This window comes from Mangrovihabitans endophyticus (assembly GCF_014646155.1).
Classification (GTDB): domain Bacteria; phylum Actinomycetota; class Actinomycetes; order Mycobacteriales; family Micromonosporaceae; genus Actinoplanes; species Actinoplanes endophyticus.
The window spans coordinates 40,666-58,639 of record NZ_BMMX01000015.1 but is presented as its reverse complement, the minus strand read 5'-3'; the positions used below and the strand labels follow the sequence as shown (position 1 = coordinate 58,639).

Here is a 17,974-nt window from a genome sequence, read left to right as displayed (position 1 = left end):
CTGTGGAGGGGTCAGCGCCGTGACCGGCGCCATGCCTTGCGGGTGGTGCGGAGGGCCGCCGCGCCGAGCTTGGCGGCCCGATAGCCGAGGCTGCCGTCGAACATCGCGATCGTCCGCCGGGCGCGGGCGAGTTCCTGTTCCCGTTTGGTCAGTTGCCGCTCGTGCCAGAGCAACTGGTCCCGGGTGTCCGCCAACTGCTGCCGCAGGGAACGGATCTGCTCCTCGGTCTCGCGCTGCGACACCGGCTTCAGCGGTCCCTGCGGTTCCGGCACCGGCCGGTCGCAGCGCATCCCCGCCGCGCCGGTGAGCACCGCGGTCAGCGTCTCCACGTCGGTGACGGCCGGCCACGGATGCGCGTAGCCGCCGGCCATCAGGGTGTCCGCGAAGCGCCGCATGGCCGCGGCGACCGCGGACGACGTGGCGACCGGCTCGGGGCTGCGCCAGCTCGGATCGAGAAGGGCGGGCGTGTCGCCGTCCAGCAGCACGTTGTCCACCGTGGCGTAGGCGCGGGCCGCGTCGGGCAGCGTGCCGACCCAGGCCGCCCACCGGCTGAGCAGCGCGCGCACGGCACGCGCGTCGTAGCGGACGGCGGCGGCGATCAGCAACTCCTCCAGCAGCCGACCGTTGGGTAGCGGGCCGTCGAGCCGGGCCGGGTCCCGTCCCGCGGTCGGCGTCCCGCGGTCGAGCACGCTGCGGTGCCACGTGCCGCGCTCGTCGCGGGTCAGGGCCAGCACGGGACCGTCGGCGAGCAGCACCGGCGGCACCGGCGGGCGGGTAGCCGACGGCGGGTGCGCGGACGGGTCGCCGCGGTGCGCGACGACCAGCCAGGCGGCGGCGAACTCGACGCCCAGCCCGGCACGCACCGCAGCCGCGGCGAGCCGGCGCGGATCGCTGAGCACCGGGTGGCCGGCGTACGCCGTGCCGGCGGCCCGTGCGGCAGTGGCGGCGAGCGCCGCGGCGGGTCCGGCGCGCAGCGCCTCCGGCTCGGCGATCAGGGCCGGCTGCCCCGGCCGGGCCCAGGCGGCGCCGAGCCATGCCAGACTCCACCCCTCCGCGGACAGATGCGCGCCGAGCCTGTCCGGGCTGCCCGGTTTCGTCTCGTCGTACTCGCCGATCGGGAGCCATTGCTCGTCACCCTGCGGCGAGGTGGGCGTGCCGAGGTCGACCAGGCGATGCACGCCGAGGTCGTTCTCCACCGCGATCAGCAGACGTCCGCCGGGGCGCAACGTGCGATGCAGCGCTCGCAACGACTCGGACCAGTCGTACTGCGGCCCCTCGACCGAGCAGAGCCGGCCCATCCCGTCCAGCGCGACCACCAGGTCGTACCGCCCGGTCTCTTGGAGTTTGGGCAGCGTGCCGCAGAGCACGCGGACCCCGCGGGCGGCGACCGTCGCGGCGTCGGCCTCGGCGCGCACCAGGCACGTGGTCGGCGCGTGTGCGGCGAGCACGTCCAGCAGGACGTCCGCGTGCGGCCCGGCGACCAGCGCCTCGCCGCCGTCCGGGAGCTGCCGGGCGACCGCGTCGACCAGGGGGACCAGGGCGGCGCTGCCGGCCGGCGGGCGCTGCGGATGCTGCCGGTCGGACCAGGCCGGCATTTCGCCGCCGATGAGGGCGACTTCGGTGGTCATGCCCGGCTCGCGATCGCCGGTGTCGGGGCGGGCCGCCGCCAGCCCAGCAGGGCGCGCAGCTCGTCCGGGCCGACCATGCCGTCCGCGCCGAGCTCGGCGGCGGCGGATGCGGACGCGTCGACCGGGTCCGGGTCCGTGCCGTGCAGTTCCGGCCACTGGCGGCGGATCCACGCGGCGAGACGCCGGTCCTCGCCGTTGAGCTGCATCGGGTCGCCATAGACGGCCGGTTCGCATCCGGTGACCGCGCCGTACAGCACCGCGCTGCTCAGCCGGTTGGAGGCCACCCGACGGTGCCGACGCAACTCGGTGAGCTGTTGATGCAGAAACTGCCGGTCGGTGTCCTGCCAGCGCTTGCCGCGGTAGCCGTGGCAGATGACGCGGCCGGCTCGTTCGTACGCGGCCCGGATCCGCGGGTTGTGGTATTCCTGCCAGTACAGGCAGAAGGTGATCGGGCCCGGTTCGGTGGCCACCGCCTCGTCGATCAGGCGCTGGTGATCGCCCGCGACGGACTGCCGCTCCCAGCCGTGAAACGGGTACCAGATGGTGCCGGAACGCTCCGGCGGGCCGGCGGCGGGCCGCAGGGACAGCAGGTAGAGATACGGCGCGCCGACCACCGTCGCCTGCCGGCGTCCCATCGACCAGGCGCGACGCCGCGTCCGCTGCGACCACACGAAGATCGGCAGGCCGGGCAGGTAGGGCGTCTCCGGGCCGAGCCCGTCCAGCACATTCCAACCGTGCTGCAGGAAGCCATGGATGCGCGGTGGGTCTGCCGGGTCGAGACCGCAGTATGCCGCCAACACGTGTGCGTGGCCGTAGAAGTGATTGGCGTGGTGCACCTGGTCAGCCCCCGAGCACCGTGCGCAGGGTCTCGATCACACGGTCCTGGTCGGCTTCGCTGAGATCCACGAAGAGAGGCAGCGACAACTGCTCGGCGTAGAAGTCCTCGGCGACGGGACACATGCCGCGACGGTAACCCAGGTCTTCAAACGCCGGGTGCCAATAGACCGGCATGTAATTGACCTGTACGCCGATGCCGGCCGCGCGCATCCGGTCGTAGACCTCCCGGCGGCGGCCGTCGCGGATGCGCACCGGGTAGAGGTGACGCAACGGGTCCACCCAGGCCCGCCGTGGAGGCAGGCGCAGGCCCGGCACGTCGGCCAGCAGCTCGTCGTAGCGCGCGGTGAGGTGCGCCCGGCGCTGCTTGAACATGTCCAGCCGTGCGAGCTGCGTGCTGCCCAGTGCGCACAGCACGTCGGGCAGCCGGTAGTTCAGCCCGAACTCGTGCACCTCCTGGTGCCAGCCGCCCTCCTCCGGGTACCGCATCTTGGCCCGGTCCCGCACTAGACCCACGGTGCGGAAGGTGCGCAGCCGTTCGACAAGCGCCGGGTCGGTCGCGGCGACCGCGCCGCCCTCCGCGGTGGTCATGTTCTTGGTCGGGAAGAACGAGAACGTGGTGAGGTCCGCCAACGAACCCACCGGACGGCCGCGATAGGTCGAGCCGATGGCGTGCGCGGCGTCGGCGAGCAGCGTGGCCTCCGCACGGTCGGCGACCTTGCGCAGCGCGTCGTACTCGGCGGGGTGTCCCGCGTAATCGACCGCGGTGACGGCTCGCGTGCGGGACGTGACCGCGGCCTCCACCGCTACCGGGTCGATGTTGCCGGTGTCCTCCTCGACGTCGGCGAAGACCACCGTGGCGCCGAGCATGGCGGCGGCCGAGGCGGTCGCCACGAAGGTCATCGGCGTGGTGATCACTTCGTCGTCGGTCCCGATCCGGGCGGCCGCGTACGCCGCATGCAGCGCGACCGTGCCGTTGGTGACGGTGACGCACGGCGCGCCGGCCACCGCTTCCAGCTCCGCCTCGAACCGGGCGACCCGGGGCCCGGTGGTCAGCCAGTCGCTGCCCAGCGCGGCGACCACCGCCTCGACGTCGGTGGCATCGACGTGCTGCCGTCCGTACGGCAGCATCACTTGTCCTCGAGCAGGGCGTGCATCGCCTCGACGTCCAGCCAGAGGTCGTTGTTGTCGGAGCGGTAGTTGAAGCCGTCCTCCACCCGCTCACCGCCGGCCGGTGGTTCGTAGCCCCAACTGGCCACCACCGGCTGGACCACGTATCGGTCCGGGAACCGCAGCGTGCGGCGGCTGTCGTCGGCGGAGATCATCTCCTCGTGCAGCTTCTCGCCGGGGCGGATGCCGGTCTCGTGGGTGGGTGCGTCCGGGGCCACCGCGTCGATCAGGTCGAGGATGCGCATGCTCGGGATGCGCGGCACGAACAGCTCGCCACCCTGCATCCGGTCGAAGGAGTCGACCACGAATCGCACCGCCTGGGGCAGCGTGATCCAGAAGCGGGTCATCCGCTTGTCGGTCACCGGCAGGCTCTTGCCCTCGGCGTTCAACGCCCGGAACAGCGGCACCACCGAACCGCGGCTGCCCATCACGTTGCCGTAGCGCACCACGGCGAACCGGGTGGGGTGGTGTGCCGCGTAGTGGTTGCCGGAGATGAACAGCTTGTCGGCGACCAGCTTGGTGGCGCCGTACAGGTTGATCGGGCTGGACGCCTTGTCGGTGGACAGCGCCACGACCTTCTGCACGCCGGCGTCGATGGCGGTGTCGATCACGTTCTGCGAGCCGTTGATGTTGGTCGCGACGTACTCGGAGGGGTTGTACTCCGCGGTGTCGACCTGCTTCAGGGCGGCGGCGTGGATGACGTACTCGATGCCGTGCATGGCCCGCGCCAGCCGGTCCTTGTCGCGCACGTCGCCGATGAAGAACCGCAGCCGGGGGTCGTCGCCGAACATCTGCCGGACCTCGTACTGCTTCAACTCGTCCCGGGAGAACACCACGATCCGCTGCGGGTCGAGATGCTCCAGGGCGTACCTGAGAAACGCCTTACCGAAGGAACCGGTGGCGCCGGTGACGAGAATGGAGGATCCGGCCAGTACAGACACAGTGAACTCCCGCGAGGGGTCGAGCGGTGAGGGGACGAGAGCGGAGCATAACCCTGTTTCGTGATCGTGGAAGAGACTGAAGCGAATGCCAACCTCAATTCACCCACCGTTAAACTTCGATTTCGTAACCCGTCGAAGTTGCTGCCACAATGAAGACTGCCCGTCCGCTAGATCTTGGAGAAACCGTGGCTGACCTGCAAAGACTCCGCGATGCCTTCCGCACATCGCTCGATCTTCCGGCGGATACTCCCGTTGACGAACTGCAATATCAAGATAACGCTCAGTGGGATTCGCTGGCCCACATGTCCTTGATCGCGGCGATCGAGGACGAGTTCTCGATCATGATTGACACTGATGACGTGATCAATATGAGCAGCTTCCAGGAGGCTGTGCGAATTCTGGGTAAATACGGAGTAGCTTTCAATGAATGATCATGTCGCCCTAATCACCGGCGCCTCGCGAGGCATCGGCCGGGCGACCGCGCATCGCCTGGCCGAGCAGGGATACGACCTCGTCCTGCATGCGGGCGGGGAACAAGGCGTGGCGGACGCCGCCGCCGAGATCTCCGGCAAACACGGGGTCCGCGTGGTGACCGCGTTCGGCGACATCGCCGATCCGGGGACCAGCCGCGCCATGATGCGCACCGCGTTCGAGGCGTTCCGGCGGCTGGACGCCCTCGTGGTGAACGCGGGCACGCACGCGGCCGGCATGCTCGGCATGACCGACGACGGCACGATCCAGCGGTTGTTCGACGTGAACGCGGTCGGCGCGGCCTACACGCTGCAGGGCGCGGTCCGGTTGCTGGCGCGCGGGAAGGCGCCCGCCGTCGTGCTGGTCTCCTCCATCACCGGCACCGTCGGGGCATCCGGGCAGGCGGTCTATGCCGCCAGCAAGGCCGCAGTGGCCGGGCTGGCCCGGTCCGCGGCCAAGGAACTCGGCCCGCGGGGCATCCGGGTCAACGCGGTGGCACCCGGCTTCATCGCCACCGACATGCTCGACACGTTGGACGACAAGGGTCGCGCCGAGCGCATCGCGGACACCGCGCTGGGCCGGCTGGGCGAGCCCGCCGAGGTCGCCGACGTGGTCGCCTTCCTGCTCTCCGGCCAGGCACGCTTCGTCACCGGTCAGGTGCTCGGCGTCGACGGGGGAATGACGCTGTGACTCTGCTCCACCCCGATGCCCGCGTCATCGATGCGGCGACCGGCGCGACGCTGTGCCGCGCCGAAGTGGACGCGGCCGCCGAGTTCTTCGCCGCGCAACCGCCCGGGGCGGTGTTCGCGCTGACCGCCACCGAGCTTCCGGCCATCGCGCGCTACGTGGCCGCCGTCGAGACCGGCCGGCCGGTGGCACTGCTCGACCCCGACATGGACCGGGCGGCGCTGGGCGCCCTGCTGGACAGGTTCGCCCCGGCCCTGGTCACTGGCGTCGCGGACGCTCCTCCGGCGGGTTACCGCGCCGAGCGCGACGTGTGGATTCGAGAGGCCCCCGCCGCGCCGGTGCACCCCGACCTGGCGCTGCTGCTCACCACCAGCGGATCCACCGGAAACCCGAAGCTGGTCCGGCTGTCTCGGTCGGCGGTGCTGGCCAACGCCGAATCCATCGCGCAGAGCCTGTCCCTGGATGCCGACGAGGTCGCACCGACCACGCTGCCGCTGTTCTACTCGTACGGCATGTCCGTGCTGAACACACACCTGTTGCGCGGCGCGACGCTGGTGCTGGAGCGCACCGGCATCCTGCAACGCGACTTCTGGACCGCGGTGCGCGAACATCGGTGCACCTCGCTGGCGGCCGTGCCGTACCAGTACGAAATGCTCCGGCGGCTGCGCTTCGACCCGGCGAAGTACCCGTCGCTGCGCACCCTCACCCAGGCCGGCGGCCGGTTGCGGGCCGAACTGGTCAGCGAGTTCGCGGCCAAGATGGCCGCGGTCGGCGGCCGGATGATCGTCATGTACGGCCAGACCGAGGCCGGGCCGCGGATGGCCGCGCTGCCCGCCGACCGGCTGGCGGACAAGCTGGGCTCGGCGGGCCGGGCCATCCCGGGCGGCTCGTTCACCATCGAGGACGACGAGGTCGTCTACCGTGGCCCGAACGTCATGATGGGGTACGCGGAGTCGGCGGACGATCTGGCGAAAGGCGACGAACTCGGCGGCGTGCTACACACCGAGGACCTCGGCCGGCTGGACGACGAGGGCTTTCTGTTCATCACCGGGCGCCGCAAGCGCATGGGCAAGGTGTTCGGTGAGCGCGTCAACCTCGATGACGTCGAGCGGCACCTGACCGGGCACGGGGCGGTCGCGGCGGTGGCCGACGGGGACCGGATCCGGGTGTTCGTGGAGGGTGCCGACGCCGCGCAGGCCCAGGTGGTTCGCAAGGAACTGGCGTCCTGGCTGCACACGCACTTCTCCGGACTGGACGTGCGGGGGATCGAGGCGTTGCCGCTGCTGCCCAACGGAAAGATCGACTATCGCACCCTGGAGGCGTCGTCGTGAGCGTTTTCACGTTGCCGCAGGCTGCCAAGGAGACCGCCCTGGTCAAGGAGCTCTCCGAGCTGGTCGCCCACCATCGCGCCGCCTGTCCGCCGTACGCGCGAATCCTTGACGCGTCCGGTGCGGGCGACCGGTTCGACACGGTGGCCGATCTGCCCTGGCTCCCGGTACGCCTGTTCAAGAACCTCGAACTGAAGAGCATCGGTGACGACGAGGTGTTCAAGGTGCTCACCTCCAGCGGCACCACCGGCGAGGTGAGCCGCATCTATCTGGACAAGGCCGCCGCTGCCACGCAGACGCGGATGCTGGGTGCCACCGTGCAGTCGGTGCTCGGACCCAAGCGGCTACCGATGCTGCTGGTCGACACCAAGTCGCTGCTCAAGGACCGCCGGTCGTTCAGCGCTCGGGGTGCGGGCGTGCTCGGCATGGCCACCTTCGGCCGCGACCACGTGTGGGCGCTGGACTCCGACGGCAAGCCCGACGTCGACGCGATCCGCGGGTTCCTCGCCGCGCACGGCGACCAGCCGTTCCTGATCTTCGGGTTCACCTATCTCGTCTGGCTGCACCTCTACGAGGTGGCCCGCGAGCATGGACTGGATCTGAGCAACGGCACCCTGATCCACTCCGGAGGGTGGAAGAAGCTCGTCGATCAGGCGGTCGATCCGGACGAGTTCCGGCGGCGGCTGCGCGTGGACGCCGGACTGACCAGGGTGCACAACTTCTACGGCATGGTCGAGCAGATCGGCACGATCTTCCTGGAAGGCCCGTCGGGCGGATCGCTGTACTGCCCCGACTTCGCCGACGTCGTGGTGCGCGACCCGGACACCTGGGCGGAGTTGCCGCCCGGCAAGCCCGGCCTGTTGGAGGTGGTCAGCACGCTGCCCACGTCGTATCCCGGACACGTGCTGCTCACCGAGGACCTCGGGGTGGTGCACGGCGTCGACGACGGCGACTGGCCCGGCAAACGGTTCTCCGTGCGGGGACGTCTGCCCCGTGCGGAGGCGCGTGGATGCTCGGACACTTACCAGGGCGGTGCCGCGCCGCGGGCAGGAGCGATCGCATGAGATTCCGGTTCGGCGCCGAGGGCGACCTGACCGCGCCGTCGGCGGACCGCTTGGCCGTCGGCGACGCCCGGATCATCGACTTCCTGTCCCGGTTCGCCCGCAAGCTGCTCGCCCCGGCGGTCGCCCGGCGGCATCCCGAGCTCGGTTCGCTCGGTTTCTTCCTGCGCCCTGCCGAACTGCGCCGGGCGGTCGCGGCGATGCAGCGCCCGGACGCGCTGACCTTTCCCCGCGGCAACGTCTTCCACGTGCCGCCGGCCAACGTGGACACCATCTTCGTGTATTCGTGGGCGCTGTCGGCGCTGGCCGGCAACCACAACGTGGTGCGGATCTCGGAGCGGTCGGCGAACGCCGCGGACACCGTGCTGGAGGCGCTCAACGCCACCCTGGCCGACGCCGATCCGATCATCGGCCGTACCCAACGGATGGTCACCTACGGCCGCGAGGATGCCATCACCGGCGCGCTCAGCTCCTGGGCCGACCTGCGGGTGATCTGGGGTGGCGACGCCGCGGTGGACACCATCCGCCGGCATCCGCTGCGGCCGTCGGCGCGCGACCTGACGTTCCCGGACCGCACGTCATGGGCCGCGCTGTGCACGGCCGGGTGGGCGGCGGCGGACGACGCGACGCGCCGGGCCGCCGTGCTCGGCTTCACCAACGACGCGTACTGGTTCGACCAGGCGGCCTGCTCGTCACCGCGGACGGTGTTCCTGGTGGGCGACCCCGCGGACGCCGACCGAGTGCAGGACGAGTTCCTCACACTGCTGGGCGCGGTGGTGGCCGAGCGCGGCTGGACCGTGGACCCGGCGATGGCGGTGGAGAAACGGGTGAACGCCTATGGGCTGGCCGCCGTCGGAGCGGCCACCGGCTTGACGTTCGCCGGCAACGCGGTCACCGGCATCGCGCTGGCGGACATCGAAGCGTTGCCCCGACGCTGGCTGGGTGCCGGCGCGTTTCCCTTCGTGGCCGTTCGGGACCTGGCCGACCTGGTGCCGGTGATGAACCGCCAGGACCAGACCTTCAGCCACTTCGGATTCACCGCGACGCAGCTACGTGACTTCGCGACCGCGCTGGGCGGGCGCGGCGTCGACCGGATCGTGCCGTTCGGGTCCGCCTTGACGTTCAGCGCCGTCTGGGACGGGTACGACCTGCCTCGGGAGTTCACCCGGCTCACCACGCTGCAGGTCTAGGAGCTGTACGGCAATGGAAGCACCGCCACCTCCGTCGTTGTCCGTCGTGGTGCCGATGTTCAACGAGGAGACCGTGATCCCGGCTCTGGTCGCCCGCCTCCGGCCGATCCTGGACGGCATCGGCATGTCGTACGAAGTGGTCGCGGTCGACGACGGCAGCCGCGACGCGACCGCGCGGATGCTCGTCGAGCAGCGCCGCGACTGGCCGCAGCTACGCACCATCCGGCTGCGGTCCAACAGCGGGCATCAGGCCGCGCTGACCGCCGGGCTGCGCCGCGCGTACGGCGACTGGGTGGTGAGCATGGACGCCGACCTGCAGGACCCGCCGGAGATGATCACCGAGATGGTGGCCGAGGCCCGGGAGCGCGACCTGGAGGTGGTATACGCGGTCCGCGTCGACCGCAGCGCCGACTCCCTGTTCAAGCGGGTGACGGCGGGTGCCTACTACCGCCTGATGCGCCGCGTCATCGGCACTCGGATGCCCGCTCAGGCGGGTGACTTCCGGCTGCTCAGCCGCGCCGCGGTGGAGGTGCTGCGACAACTGCCGGAACGGTCGCCGGTCTACCGCATGCTGGTGCCGTCGCTGGGTTTCGCCTCCGGATCGGTCACCTACACCCGGGAGCGCCGCGCGGCCGGTGACACGAAATATCCGGTGCACAAGATGGCGAGCCTGGCCTGGCAGAGCCTGGCCGACTTCTCCGCCGCACCGCTGCGCGTGGCCACCTGGCTCGGGTCGGTGGCGTTCGTGTTCTGCCTGATCCTGATCGTCTTCGGGCTGGCAGCCTGGGCCGCCGGGACGGTCATCCCCGGCTGGACTTCGCTGTTCCTGGCGATGCTCATGCTCGCGGCGGTGCAGCTCATCTGCCTGGGCCTGCTGGGTGAATACGTGAGCCGGATCTACGCCGTGGTGCAGAACCGGCCGAGCTTCCACATCGCCTACGACTCGGCGGCGCCGGACGGCACGCCGGTGGTTCCCGTGCCGCGCTCCGCCGCAGACGACGGCTGAACGTTGGGCACCACGGTCCTGCCCACTGCGAATGTGGCGTCGCCCGGGTCACCGACGCCGCCCGTCGCGTCGCGTCGGTGGTCACACTTCGTCCAGCACCTCGTTGCCTGGTCCCTGCCGGCCGCCGCGCTGGTCGCCGTGCTGGTGCTGAGCGGGACTTCGGTCGCCGACATCGTCCGGTACGCCGCCTACCTCATCCTCGCCGTGGTGGTGCCCGGCACCCTGGTGCACCGTGCGGTGCGTGGCAGCCGCCGGAACCTGCCCGAGGACGTGGGCTGCGGCGCCGCCACCGGTCTGGTGCTGCAACTGCTCGTGTGGGCGCTCGCCGCCGCGGTCGGTGCCGCGGCGCTGGTCCGCTGGTGGCCGCTGGTGGTGATCGCGGTGTTCGTCGCCGTGCCGGGACTGCGCCGGCACTGGCGGATCCGGTCACCACGACCGCTGCCCGTGCGGTGGACGTGGCTGATGTCGGCGGTGCTGTTGTCCGCCGTGGGGTGGGGATATCACGAGTGGCGGTTCACCCCGTTGCCGCCCGCCGACACCGCGTACTACCAGGATCTGATGTACCACCTGGCGCTGGTGCACGAGATGACGCGGTCGATGCCGTTCCAGGTGCCGCAGCTCGCCGGCGACACCTTGCACTACCACTTCCTCTCCGATGCCGACATGGCGATGGGCAGCATGGTCTCCGGCGTGGCGCCGGCGGTGGTGCTGCTGCGGTTGTGGGCGGTGCCGATCATCGCGATCGCCGCCCTGGTGCTGGCGGCGCTCGCGCGGGACCTCACCGGGCGCTGGTGGGCCGGTCCGCTGGCCGCCGGGCTCGGGTTCGCCGGTCTTCCGGCCGTGCTCGGGGGAGTCGCCGAGGTCCCGGGCGGCCTGGCGGTCTCCTATGTCAGCCCATCACAGACGTATGCGCTGCCCCTGCTGTGCCTGCTGATCGCGATCGCCGTGGACGCCTTCCGCGGCGGTCTCCGGGCCGGCGTGTGGGTGATGCTGCCGCTGCTCGCGGTGGCCTGCGCGGGAGCCAAGTCGAGCGCGTTGCCGCCGGTGGTGGCCGGGCTGGTCGCCGGCGTGGTGGTGGCCGCGGTGGTGCACCGTCGGGTGCCCTGGGCGGCGCTCGGTGTCCTGGTGCACACCGTCGTCGCGATCCTGATCGGCTTGCGGTTGTTCGCCGGCGGCGGCGCCGGCGTGCTGGGGGTGCAGGCGCTGTCCGTGTTGCGCTGGATGACGCCCTATGTGGACACCCTCGGGGTGGGGCAGGGTCGGGACAAGGGTGGCCTGGTGCCGTTGGGCGTGGAGGTGGCGACCACTCGGGGCGCGTGGTTCGTGGCCTGGCTGGTGCTGTGGTGGGTGCTGTTGCAGGCGCCGCGGCTGGCCGGACTGGCCGCGCTGGGCGTGCCGGGCACCCGCTCGGACCCGGTGACGTGGCTGCTGGCCGGGACCACCGCGGCGGGCGCGGGCGGACTGTGGCTCTTCTGGCACCCGTCCGCCAGCCAGGTCTACTTTTACGTCGGCGTGATCCCGATCGGCGCGCTGCTCACCGTGCGGCTCCTGGCCGCCGTGCACCGGTCGCGATGGGCGGTGCCCGGCGGGCTGGCGGCCGGCGCGGTCTGGGCGGTGGTGGTGCCCCCGACGCGGTATCCGCGGCACAACACGGTCGTCGACTGGTTCGGGGCGCTGGCCGCGCCGTTGCTCGGCGCCGCGGCGGCGGGCGCCGTCGTGCTGGTCGCGGCAATGGTGGTGTGCCACCTGATGATCCGACGGCGGCCGTGGCGGGCGATCGCGCCGGCCGTGCTGGCGGCGACGGTGGGCGTGAGCCTGGGCGCCGCGGGCGTGACCACGGTGCGCGATACCTGGGACACGGCGGCCGGCGCCCCGCGGGACGTCCCGGACAGCCGGCAGATGATCACACGGGAGGAGATGGTCGCGGCGCAGTGGCTTGACGACACCGCCGGGCCGGACGACGTGGTGGCGACAAACGTGCACTGCTCGGGAATGCGGCAGAGTCCGTTGTGCGACGCCCGCGCCTTCTGGGTCGCCGGGCTGGGCGGGCGGCGCACCCTCGTGGAGAGCTGGGGCTATGCGGATGCCACCGTCGCGGCGCACGGAGCGAACGACCGGAGCTACCCGCAGCAGCCCGCGCCGTACCCGTCGGTGGCTCTGCTCAACGACTGCCTGTTCACCACCGGGGACCGGGCCGTGCTGGCCGAACTGCGACAGCGATTCGGCGTGCGTTGGTTGTTCGCCGACAGCCGGGCGGACGAGGTGTCACCGCGGCTGGCCCGGATTGCGGTGCCGCGCTTCGTCTCCGGCACGGCGGTGGTCTACGAGGTGCCGCGGGGACGGTCGCTGGCGCCCGCTGCCGGGGACGGCCTGCCCCCGGCGGATGCCGGGCCGCCTGCGGCCGGGGCGGGCGTGGCGGCGCCCACCCCGGCCTGTTCCGGGTGACGGACGCGTCAGGCGGTCAGACGCGGTAGCAGCGACTCGGTGAATTGCCACAGCAGCGACGAGTCGTGGGTATGGAACGCCGCGCCTGTCCAGAAGGTGCTGTTGTGGCCCTGAAGCGCAGAGAGCTCGCGGTAGAAACCGGCCGCGATGGCCGAGGTGGGCACGGTGAGCTCGAACGGGGTGTGGCTGGCGAACACCGCGAACTCCGGACGGCCGGAGCCGTCGATCGTGCCGGCCGCGCGCATCCGACGGATCGACGCGAGGATGTCCGCCTTGACGTGGTGCGCGGGCAGCGAGCCGGGACTGCCGTATTTCACGTTGTGCAATCCGGGGACGCCGGTGGGGGAGATCGAGTAGACCCCCGGCAGGGGCGGCAGGTGATAGGGGGTGTGCTGAGCGATGTTGTCGATCGAGAGGTTGTCCGGGATGCCGGTGCCGCGCAGCACGCCGGTGTAGTAGCCGCTGTTGCGGAACTGCCCGAACAGCCGGCGCTCGGTGCGGTCCACATCGAACCCGCGCAGGTTGTCCAGCTTCGGGGGAATCGTCATCAGCAGCTTGCGGGCACGGATCAGCCGGATCCCGGACGGTCCGCGCACCAGGAGGTTGGCGTGGCCGGCGGCGTCCCGGTCGGCGGCGACCACGGTGCTGCACAGCAGGGCGTCCTCGCCCAGCTCGGCACGGGCCTTTCGGTAGAGCTCGCTGTTGTCGTGCCGGGACGTGGTCAGGAAGCCGACCTGCAAGTTGCGCAGGATGTCCAGGCCGAAGTTCTTGAACACGTACAGCGTCGGCTGGCGGAGCAGGTCGCCCAGCCCCTGACCGAAGTTGAAGATCATGTTGACTGCGGAATCGACGTTGTACTTGCGCACGAACTCGCCGAACGGCAGCAGCAGATCGGCGGGCACCGGATCCGGCAGGTCGAACCCGGCCTCCAGATAGGGGTAGCGGGCGAGCTGCTCGGCATACGCCGCCAGGCCGGCCGACGGATCCGGCGGTGTCCACCCGGTCACCGGCTTGCCGGTGCGGTAGTCGACGGCGAGCGACTCCTGGCCCGGGATGTCGAAGTTCGCCTTCTCCAGGGGCACGTCGAAACGCGCGAACCAGTCACGCACCAGGGGCAGGTCGTGCCACACGACCACGCCGATGTCCACGTGTGCGCCGGTGGCCGGATCGGTGTAGGTGTGCGTGTGACCGCCGAGCCGGTCCTGCTGCTCGATCACCGCCACGCTGCGGCCCTCGTCGCGCAGGCGGATGGCGGCATAGGTGCCGGTCGCGCCGCCGCCGATCACGGCGATGTCCCGGGTGACCACGGTGGCTCCGGCCGCCTCGGCCGCCGTGACGGGAGTCGCACCGGCGGTCAGCCCCCAGCGGCCGGCCGCCGCTGCGCCGGCACCGGCGCCGAAGATCCTCAGGACTTCCTTGCGGGTGATCCCCATGACGCCCCTCGAAGAAATCTCACGTTACGCGGATCCACTGTAGGCGACCTTGTGACACCACGGTGGACCTTGGCGATGCGTTTCCGCGAATCCTAACCCCGAGAGATCGAGAATCAGTTTCTTTCGCTCAGTGTGCAAGAACATTCACCGATGGTGCTGGACAGAATGCCGGTCAGCTCCACACCGGCGGCCCGCTCCACCATCACCGGCGCCCACTGCTCACCACTGCCCGCCCCGAACAGCCGGCAGTCGCGGATCACCGCGTTCTCGTACGCGAGCTCGCTCACCAAGCCGTCCACCTCGCTGCGACCCCAACCCGCGACCCGTACGCCGTACCGTGGACCGTTCCACGAGACGCACTGGTCGGCGATCTCGATGTTCGAGCCGATGCGTGGCGCCGTGCCGTCGTACGAGGAGGGCGCCCACCGGTCGGTGTTGTCGCCGGGCAGCAGGCGGAAGCCGAAGTCCACGTTGCGCATGCACCCGCCGCGCACCGTCGCATCGTGCACCGAGGACAGGTAAAAGCCCTCGATCGCGTCCCGGACCCGCAGGTCGGTGATGGTCAGGCCATGCGGGTGGAAGGTCGGTCCGACGATCGTGGACACGTCCCCGCCGACCGCGCCCCAATGCACCGCCACCCCGGTGTACCCGCCCCGGATGGTGATGTCGTGCAGCACGATGTCGCGCACCGCGCCCATCACGGCGACGCAGTTCGCGTGCCGCTCGTCCGGACGCTCCACGTGCACCCGGCGCACGTCCACCCGCTCGATCCAGGCCGGTGCCGCTTCGTACAGGTAATCGCCGATGGTGATCGCGGTGCCGCGATCCCCGCCGTGCTCACCCGGGTCGGCCGCAGGCGGACGCAACCCCAGGTCGCGGATCGCCACGTCGGAGCCGGTCACGTGCAGGATCGGATGCCCGGCGGTGCCGGTCGACTCGATCCAGGTCTGCGGGACCGTGCCGTCCCCGGCGGCGGACCGGCCGGACACCGTCCACCCGGCGGGTACGCGCAACCCGTCGGCGACCCGATGGGTGCCCGCGGGCACCACGAGTTCCCCACCCTCGGCGGCGCCGTCCAGGATCTCCTGGAGCGTGCGCCGGTTGTCCTCCGGATCGGCGGACAGGGCCGGACGATGGATCATCGGTGCTCTCCCATGGTGCGGACGCGCAGGGACAGGCCACGGCGGGGCGAATCCAGGCCGAGGAGCACGGGTGCCGTGGGCGTCTCCGGCAGGCGCAGGTCGAACCCGCCTTCCCGACGCCGCAGCACCTCGACCGCGACCGGCTCCGCGGTGTACGCGTCCGCCGCCAGCACGCCGAGGTCGCCCTCCGGGCGCCCGGGCCGCACCTCGGCCAGGCCGCGCACCGCGGCCCGGCGCGCGATCCGCAGCGCCTTGAAGCCGGCCCGCGCCTCCTTGCGGCGGGTCCAGCGATTGGACGGGCTGCGCGGCAGCGGTGGCGCGGGCGCCGCCGTGACCATGTCGAGCCGCACGTCACGTTCGGCACCAGCGGGGACCACCACGAAGTCGCATCCGCTGCCACCGACCGCGGCCGGCGGCGCGGCGGCCGACCCGGACCCGTCCGGCTCGCCCACCACGATGCTGTCGAAGCGCAACCCGATCGCCGACCGCGGCGACACGCGGTCGGCCAGCCAGGACGGATGCGGTGCTTCGGCCAGCTCAACCACGAGCAGGCCGTCCTCGTCCACCTCGTCCGCGCGCAGGTCGACGTCGAATGCACGCTTGACGTTCCCGGCGCCACGCCAGCCCTGCCGGCGGGCCAGGAGCGCGGCGCCGCGGTTTTCGCCCTGGACCCGCAGGATCGCCAGCCGGGGCAGCTCCGCGGCGGACTGCCGCGGCTTGACCCGGTCGGCCCACCAGCGGGTGGCCAGCTCGTCCAACTGCACCGTGACCCGGACCCGGGTCGGCCGACCGGTGCCCTGCACGCGCAACGCCACGGCTCCGAAGTCGCCGGTCACCCGGCCGACGATGCCCTTGCCCCGGACCACCTGGTCGACGATGGCCACACCGGGGTCGATGCCGCTGGTGACGGTGGCCGGCAGGTCGATCACGTGCTGCGGATGATCGTGCTCGGTGCGGAACCACGCGCCGACGGCCATCAGCCCTGCCCCTGACCGATGTGGTCGGTGCGCATGTCGGTGCGGGTCAGCATCGGCTCCTGCCGTTGCCACATGCGTTCCACCGTGGCGAACAACGGGTCGGCGTCGCTCTCGATGTGCCGGAAGGTGGCCCGCATCGCCTTCAACAGAATCCCGGCCGGCCACACCTCCCACTGCGGCACCTGCGGGGTCACCACGTCGGTGCCGCTGCGGTACAGCCACAGCCACAACCGCGCCCGGCGCACCTGCTCCTCGGAGACCAGATCGGTGCCCTCCGCAATGGCGGCGATGTGGCGTTCCAGGATGGCCCAGTACTCGTCGGCGCTTTCGGCGACCGTGGACAGCCCGCACGAGCTCCACTCGGACCAGCCCGCCTGGACGACCGGGATCCCGTACGCGGGAAGCTCGTTGCTGACGCTGCCGCGCACCGTGACACCCAGGTCGGTGAGGCTCCACAGGGCGTTCTTGCTCAGCGTGGCGCTGGGTCGGAAGACCAGGTGCTTGTCGTCGCGATGGGCGCGAGCGACGGAATCGAAGAACCCGGTCGAGTCATAGAGGACCTGGCTCGGGTGGTCCAGGAACAGCCACTGCGCCTCCCGGTGGCGTGCCGCGAAGTCCGCGGTCTGGGCGAACCAGTCGGCCAGATCGGGGAACAACTCCCGGTTGGTGCCCAGCGCATCGGACACCGCGTGGTTGAACACCGCGATGATCGGCTTGCCGGGGTCGAGACCGAAGCGGGCCGCGGCGTGGGTGCGCAACCGGGCGCGGTCCGCCGGATTGCTCAGGTCGACCGATGCGGTCACCCCGCCCCGCCACCAGCTCGGCCGACCCAGGTTGACCTTGGCGCGCCAGGCGACCAGCTCCGCCGTCGCCTTGAGATCCTCCCGGTGCGCCCACACCTGAGACTCGAAGACCTCGCCGATCTGCTTGGTCAGCTCGCCGCGGAAGGTCTCGGTATGCGTGTCCTTGGCCGGGAACAGCGCGTACGCCTTGAGGCAACCGGTCTGCTGGGAATGCACCACCGGCACCCCGCAGTTGCGCGCTACCTCGGTGGCCAGTCCCCACTGGTCGTAGTCGACGTGGCTGGTGACCAGCGCGACGACTGGCTGCGCGGCGAACATCTGCTCGTACACCGCGGCCAGCCCGGCGGCGTACCGGCGACGCCGCTGGTAGTCCGGCCGGGACTGGTGGTCCGCGGGGAGGCTGGGCACCTTGGCCAGCCGGCAGTACGTGGCGTCGGTGTACGCCAGCAGGGTCTTGTCGTCCATCTGCGGCATGCCGTGCGCACCGCGCCGCACGGCGTCCCAGACGTCGATCACCTCGCTGGCCCCGTACGCCTGCGCCAGCCGCGTCATCTTGCTGACGTCAAACTCGGTCCACAGCGTCTGATGCCAGTGTTCCTCGACGCCGGTGAACACCACCAGCCGGGCCGGCTGCAGCTTGCGGATGGCGTTGGCAATGGCCAGATTGCGGAGGTTGACGCGGATGTCCTGGTGGAAGGCCTCGACCAGCACGACGGCATCGGTCGACGGCTGGGGGAGGTTCTTCTCCCAGTACGTATGTGCGGCCTCCAGGAATAGCTGGAGTTCCTTGTTACTCGCCTTGAGCCACACCGTCTTGGTCCGTGCCTTTCCGTTGTCGTCGAGAGCGCGTCTCGCCGC

15 protein-coding genes are annotated in these 17,974 nt (G+C 71.1%); 7 read left to right on the top strand and 8 right to left on the bottom strand.

The window, feature by feature from the left end:
- Positions 1-11: 11 nt before the first annotated feature.
- Genes IEY73_RS17675 through pseB form a run of 4 tightly spaced genes read right to left on the bottom strand, consistent with a single transcriptional unit; the run spans position 12 to position 4,573 of the window.
- The gene (locus tag IEY73_RS17675) at positions 12-1,628 is read right to left on the bottom strand and encodes a hypothetical protein (protein WP_189080332.1); all 1,617 of its coding nucleotides are present in this window, start codon (positions 1,626-1,628) and stop codon (positions 12-14) included.
- Positions 1,625-2,464, bottom strand: a complete 840-nt coding sequence (locus IEY73_RS17670; protein WP_189080331.1) for a hypothetical protein — start codon at positions 2,462-2,464, stop codon at positions 1,625-1,627. Before IEY73_RS17670 ends, IEY73_RS17675 begins: the two co-directional genes overlap by 4 nt.
- A gap of 4 nt (positions 2,465-2,468) precedes the next feature.
- On the bottom strand, positions 2,469-3,593 hold the full coding sequence (locus IEY73_RS17665; RefSeq protein WP_189080330.1) for a DegT/DnrJ/EryC1/StrS family aminotransferase: 1,125 nt from the start codon (positions 3,591-3,593) through the stop codon (positions 2,469-2,471).
- Complete coding sequence (gene pseB, locus IEY73_RS17660) at positions 3,593-4,573, bottom strand: UDP-N-acetylglucosamine 4,6-dehydratase (inverting) (RefSeq protein ID WP_189080329.1); 981 nt, start codon at positions 4,571-4,573, stop codon at positions 3,593-3,595. Before pseB ends, IEY73_RS17665 begins: the two co-directional genes overlap by 1 nt.
- A gap of 185 nt (positions 4,574-4,758) precedes the next feature.
- Between pseB and IEY73_RS17655 the strand changes: the two genes are divergently transcribed.
- Genes IEY73_RS17655 through IEY73_RS17625 form a run of 7 tightly spaced genes read left to right on the top strand, consistent with a single transcriptional unit; the run spans position 4,759 to position 12,761 of the window.
- A complete protein-coding gene (locus IEY73_RS17655; RefSeq protein ID WP_229715918.1) occupies positions 4,759-5,004 on the top strand; it encodes an acyl carrier protein in 246 nt (81 codons plus the stop codon).
- Positions 4,997-5,734 (top strand): SDR family NAD(P)-dependent oxidoreductase, encoded by a 738-nt coding sequence (locus IEY73_RS17650; RefSeq protein ID WP_189080327.1) that lies wholly within the window; start codon positions 4,997-4,999, stop codon positions 5,732-5,734. Before IEY73_RS17655 ends, IEY73_RS17650 begins: the two co-directional genes overlap by 8 nt.
- A complete protein-coding gene (locus IEY73_RS17645) occupies positions 5,731-7,062 on the top strand; it encodes an AMP-binding protein (RefSeq protein WP_189080326.1) in 1,332 nt (443 codons plus the stop codon). The genes IEY73_RS17650 and IEY73_RS17645 overlap by 4 nt, the downstream gene beginning before the upstream one ends.
- The gene (locus tag IEY73_RS17640) at positions 7,059-8,123 is read left to right on the top strand and encodes a LuxE/PaaK family acyltransferase (RefSeq protein WP_189080325.1); all 1,065 of its coding nucleotides are present in this window, start codon (positions 7,059-7,061) and stop codon (positions 8,121-8,123) included. The genes IEY73_RS17645 and IEY73_RS17640 overlap by 4 nt, the downstream gene beginning before the upstream one ends.
- Complete coding sequence (locus IEY73_RS17635) at positions 8,120-9,310, top strand: acyl-CoA reductase (RefSeq protein ID WP_189080324.1); 1,191 nt, start codon at positions 8,120-8,122, stop codon at positions 9,308-9,310. Before IEY73_RS17640 ends, IEY73_RS17635 begins: the two co-directional genes overlap by 4 nt.
- A gap of 13 nt (positions 9,311-9,323) precedes the next feature.
- On the top strand, positions 9,324-10,316 hold the full coding sequence (locus IEY73_RS17630; protein WP_189080323.1) for a glycosyltransferase family 2 protein: 993 nt from the start codon (positions 9,324-9,326) through the stop codon (positions 10,314-10,316).
- Positions 10,317-10,349: 33 nt separating this feature from the next.
- Complete coding sequence (locus IEY73_RS17625; protein ID WP_189080322.1) at positions 10,350-12,761, top strand: hypothetical protein; 2,412 nt, start codon at positions 10,350-10,352, stop codon at positions 12,759-12,761.
- An 8-nt stretch (positions 12,762-12,769) separates the two neighbouring features.
- Here the strand turns inward: IEY73_RS17625 and IEY73_RS17620 are convergent, their stop codons facing one another.
- From IEY73_RS17620 to IEY73_RS17605, 4 genes are all read right to left on the bottom strand, one after another.
- A complete protein-coding gene (locus IEY73_RS17620) occupies positions 12,770-14,194 on the bottom strand; it encodes an FAD-dependent oxidoreductase (protein WP_189080321.1) in 1,425 nt (474 codons plus the stop codon).
- 113 nt (positions 14,195-14,307) lie between these two features.
- Positions 14,308-15,336 carry a right-handed parallel beta-helix repeat-containing protein gene (locus tag IEY73_RS17615; protein WP_189080320.1) on the bottom strand — a complete coding sequence of 343 codons (1,029 nt, stop codon included), beginning with the start codon at positions 15,334-15,336 and terminating at the stop codon, positions 14,308-14,310.
- The gene (locus IEY73_RS17610; protein WP_189080319.1) at positions 15,333-16,313 is read right to left on the bottom strand and encodes a hypothetical protein; all 981 of its coding nucleotides are present in this window, start codon (positions 16,311-16,313) and stop codon (positions 15,333-15,335) included. The genes IEY73_RS17615 and IEY73_RS17610 overlap by 4 nt, the downstream gene beginning before the upstream one ends.
- Positions 16,313-17,926 carry a hypothetical protein gene (locus tag IEY73_RS17605; RefSeq protein WP_189080318.1) on the bottom strand — a complete coding sequence of 538 codons (1,614 nt, stop codon included), beginning with the start codon at positions 17,924-17,926 and terminating at the stop codon, positions 16,313-16,315. Before IEY73_RS17605 ends, IEY73_RS17610 begins: the two co-directional genes overlap by 1 nt.
- Positions 17,927-17,974: the final 48 nt, after the last annotated feature.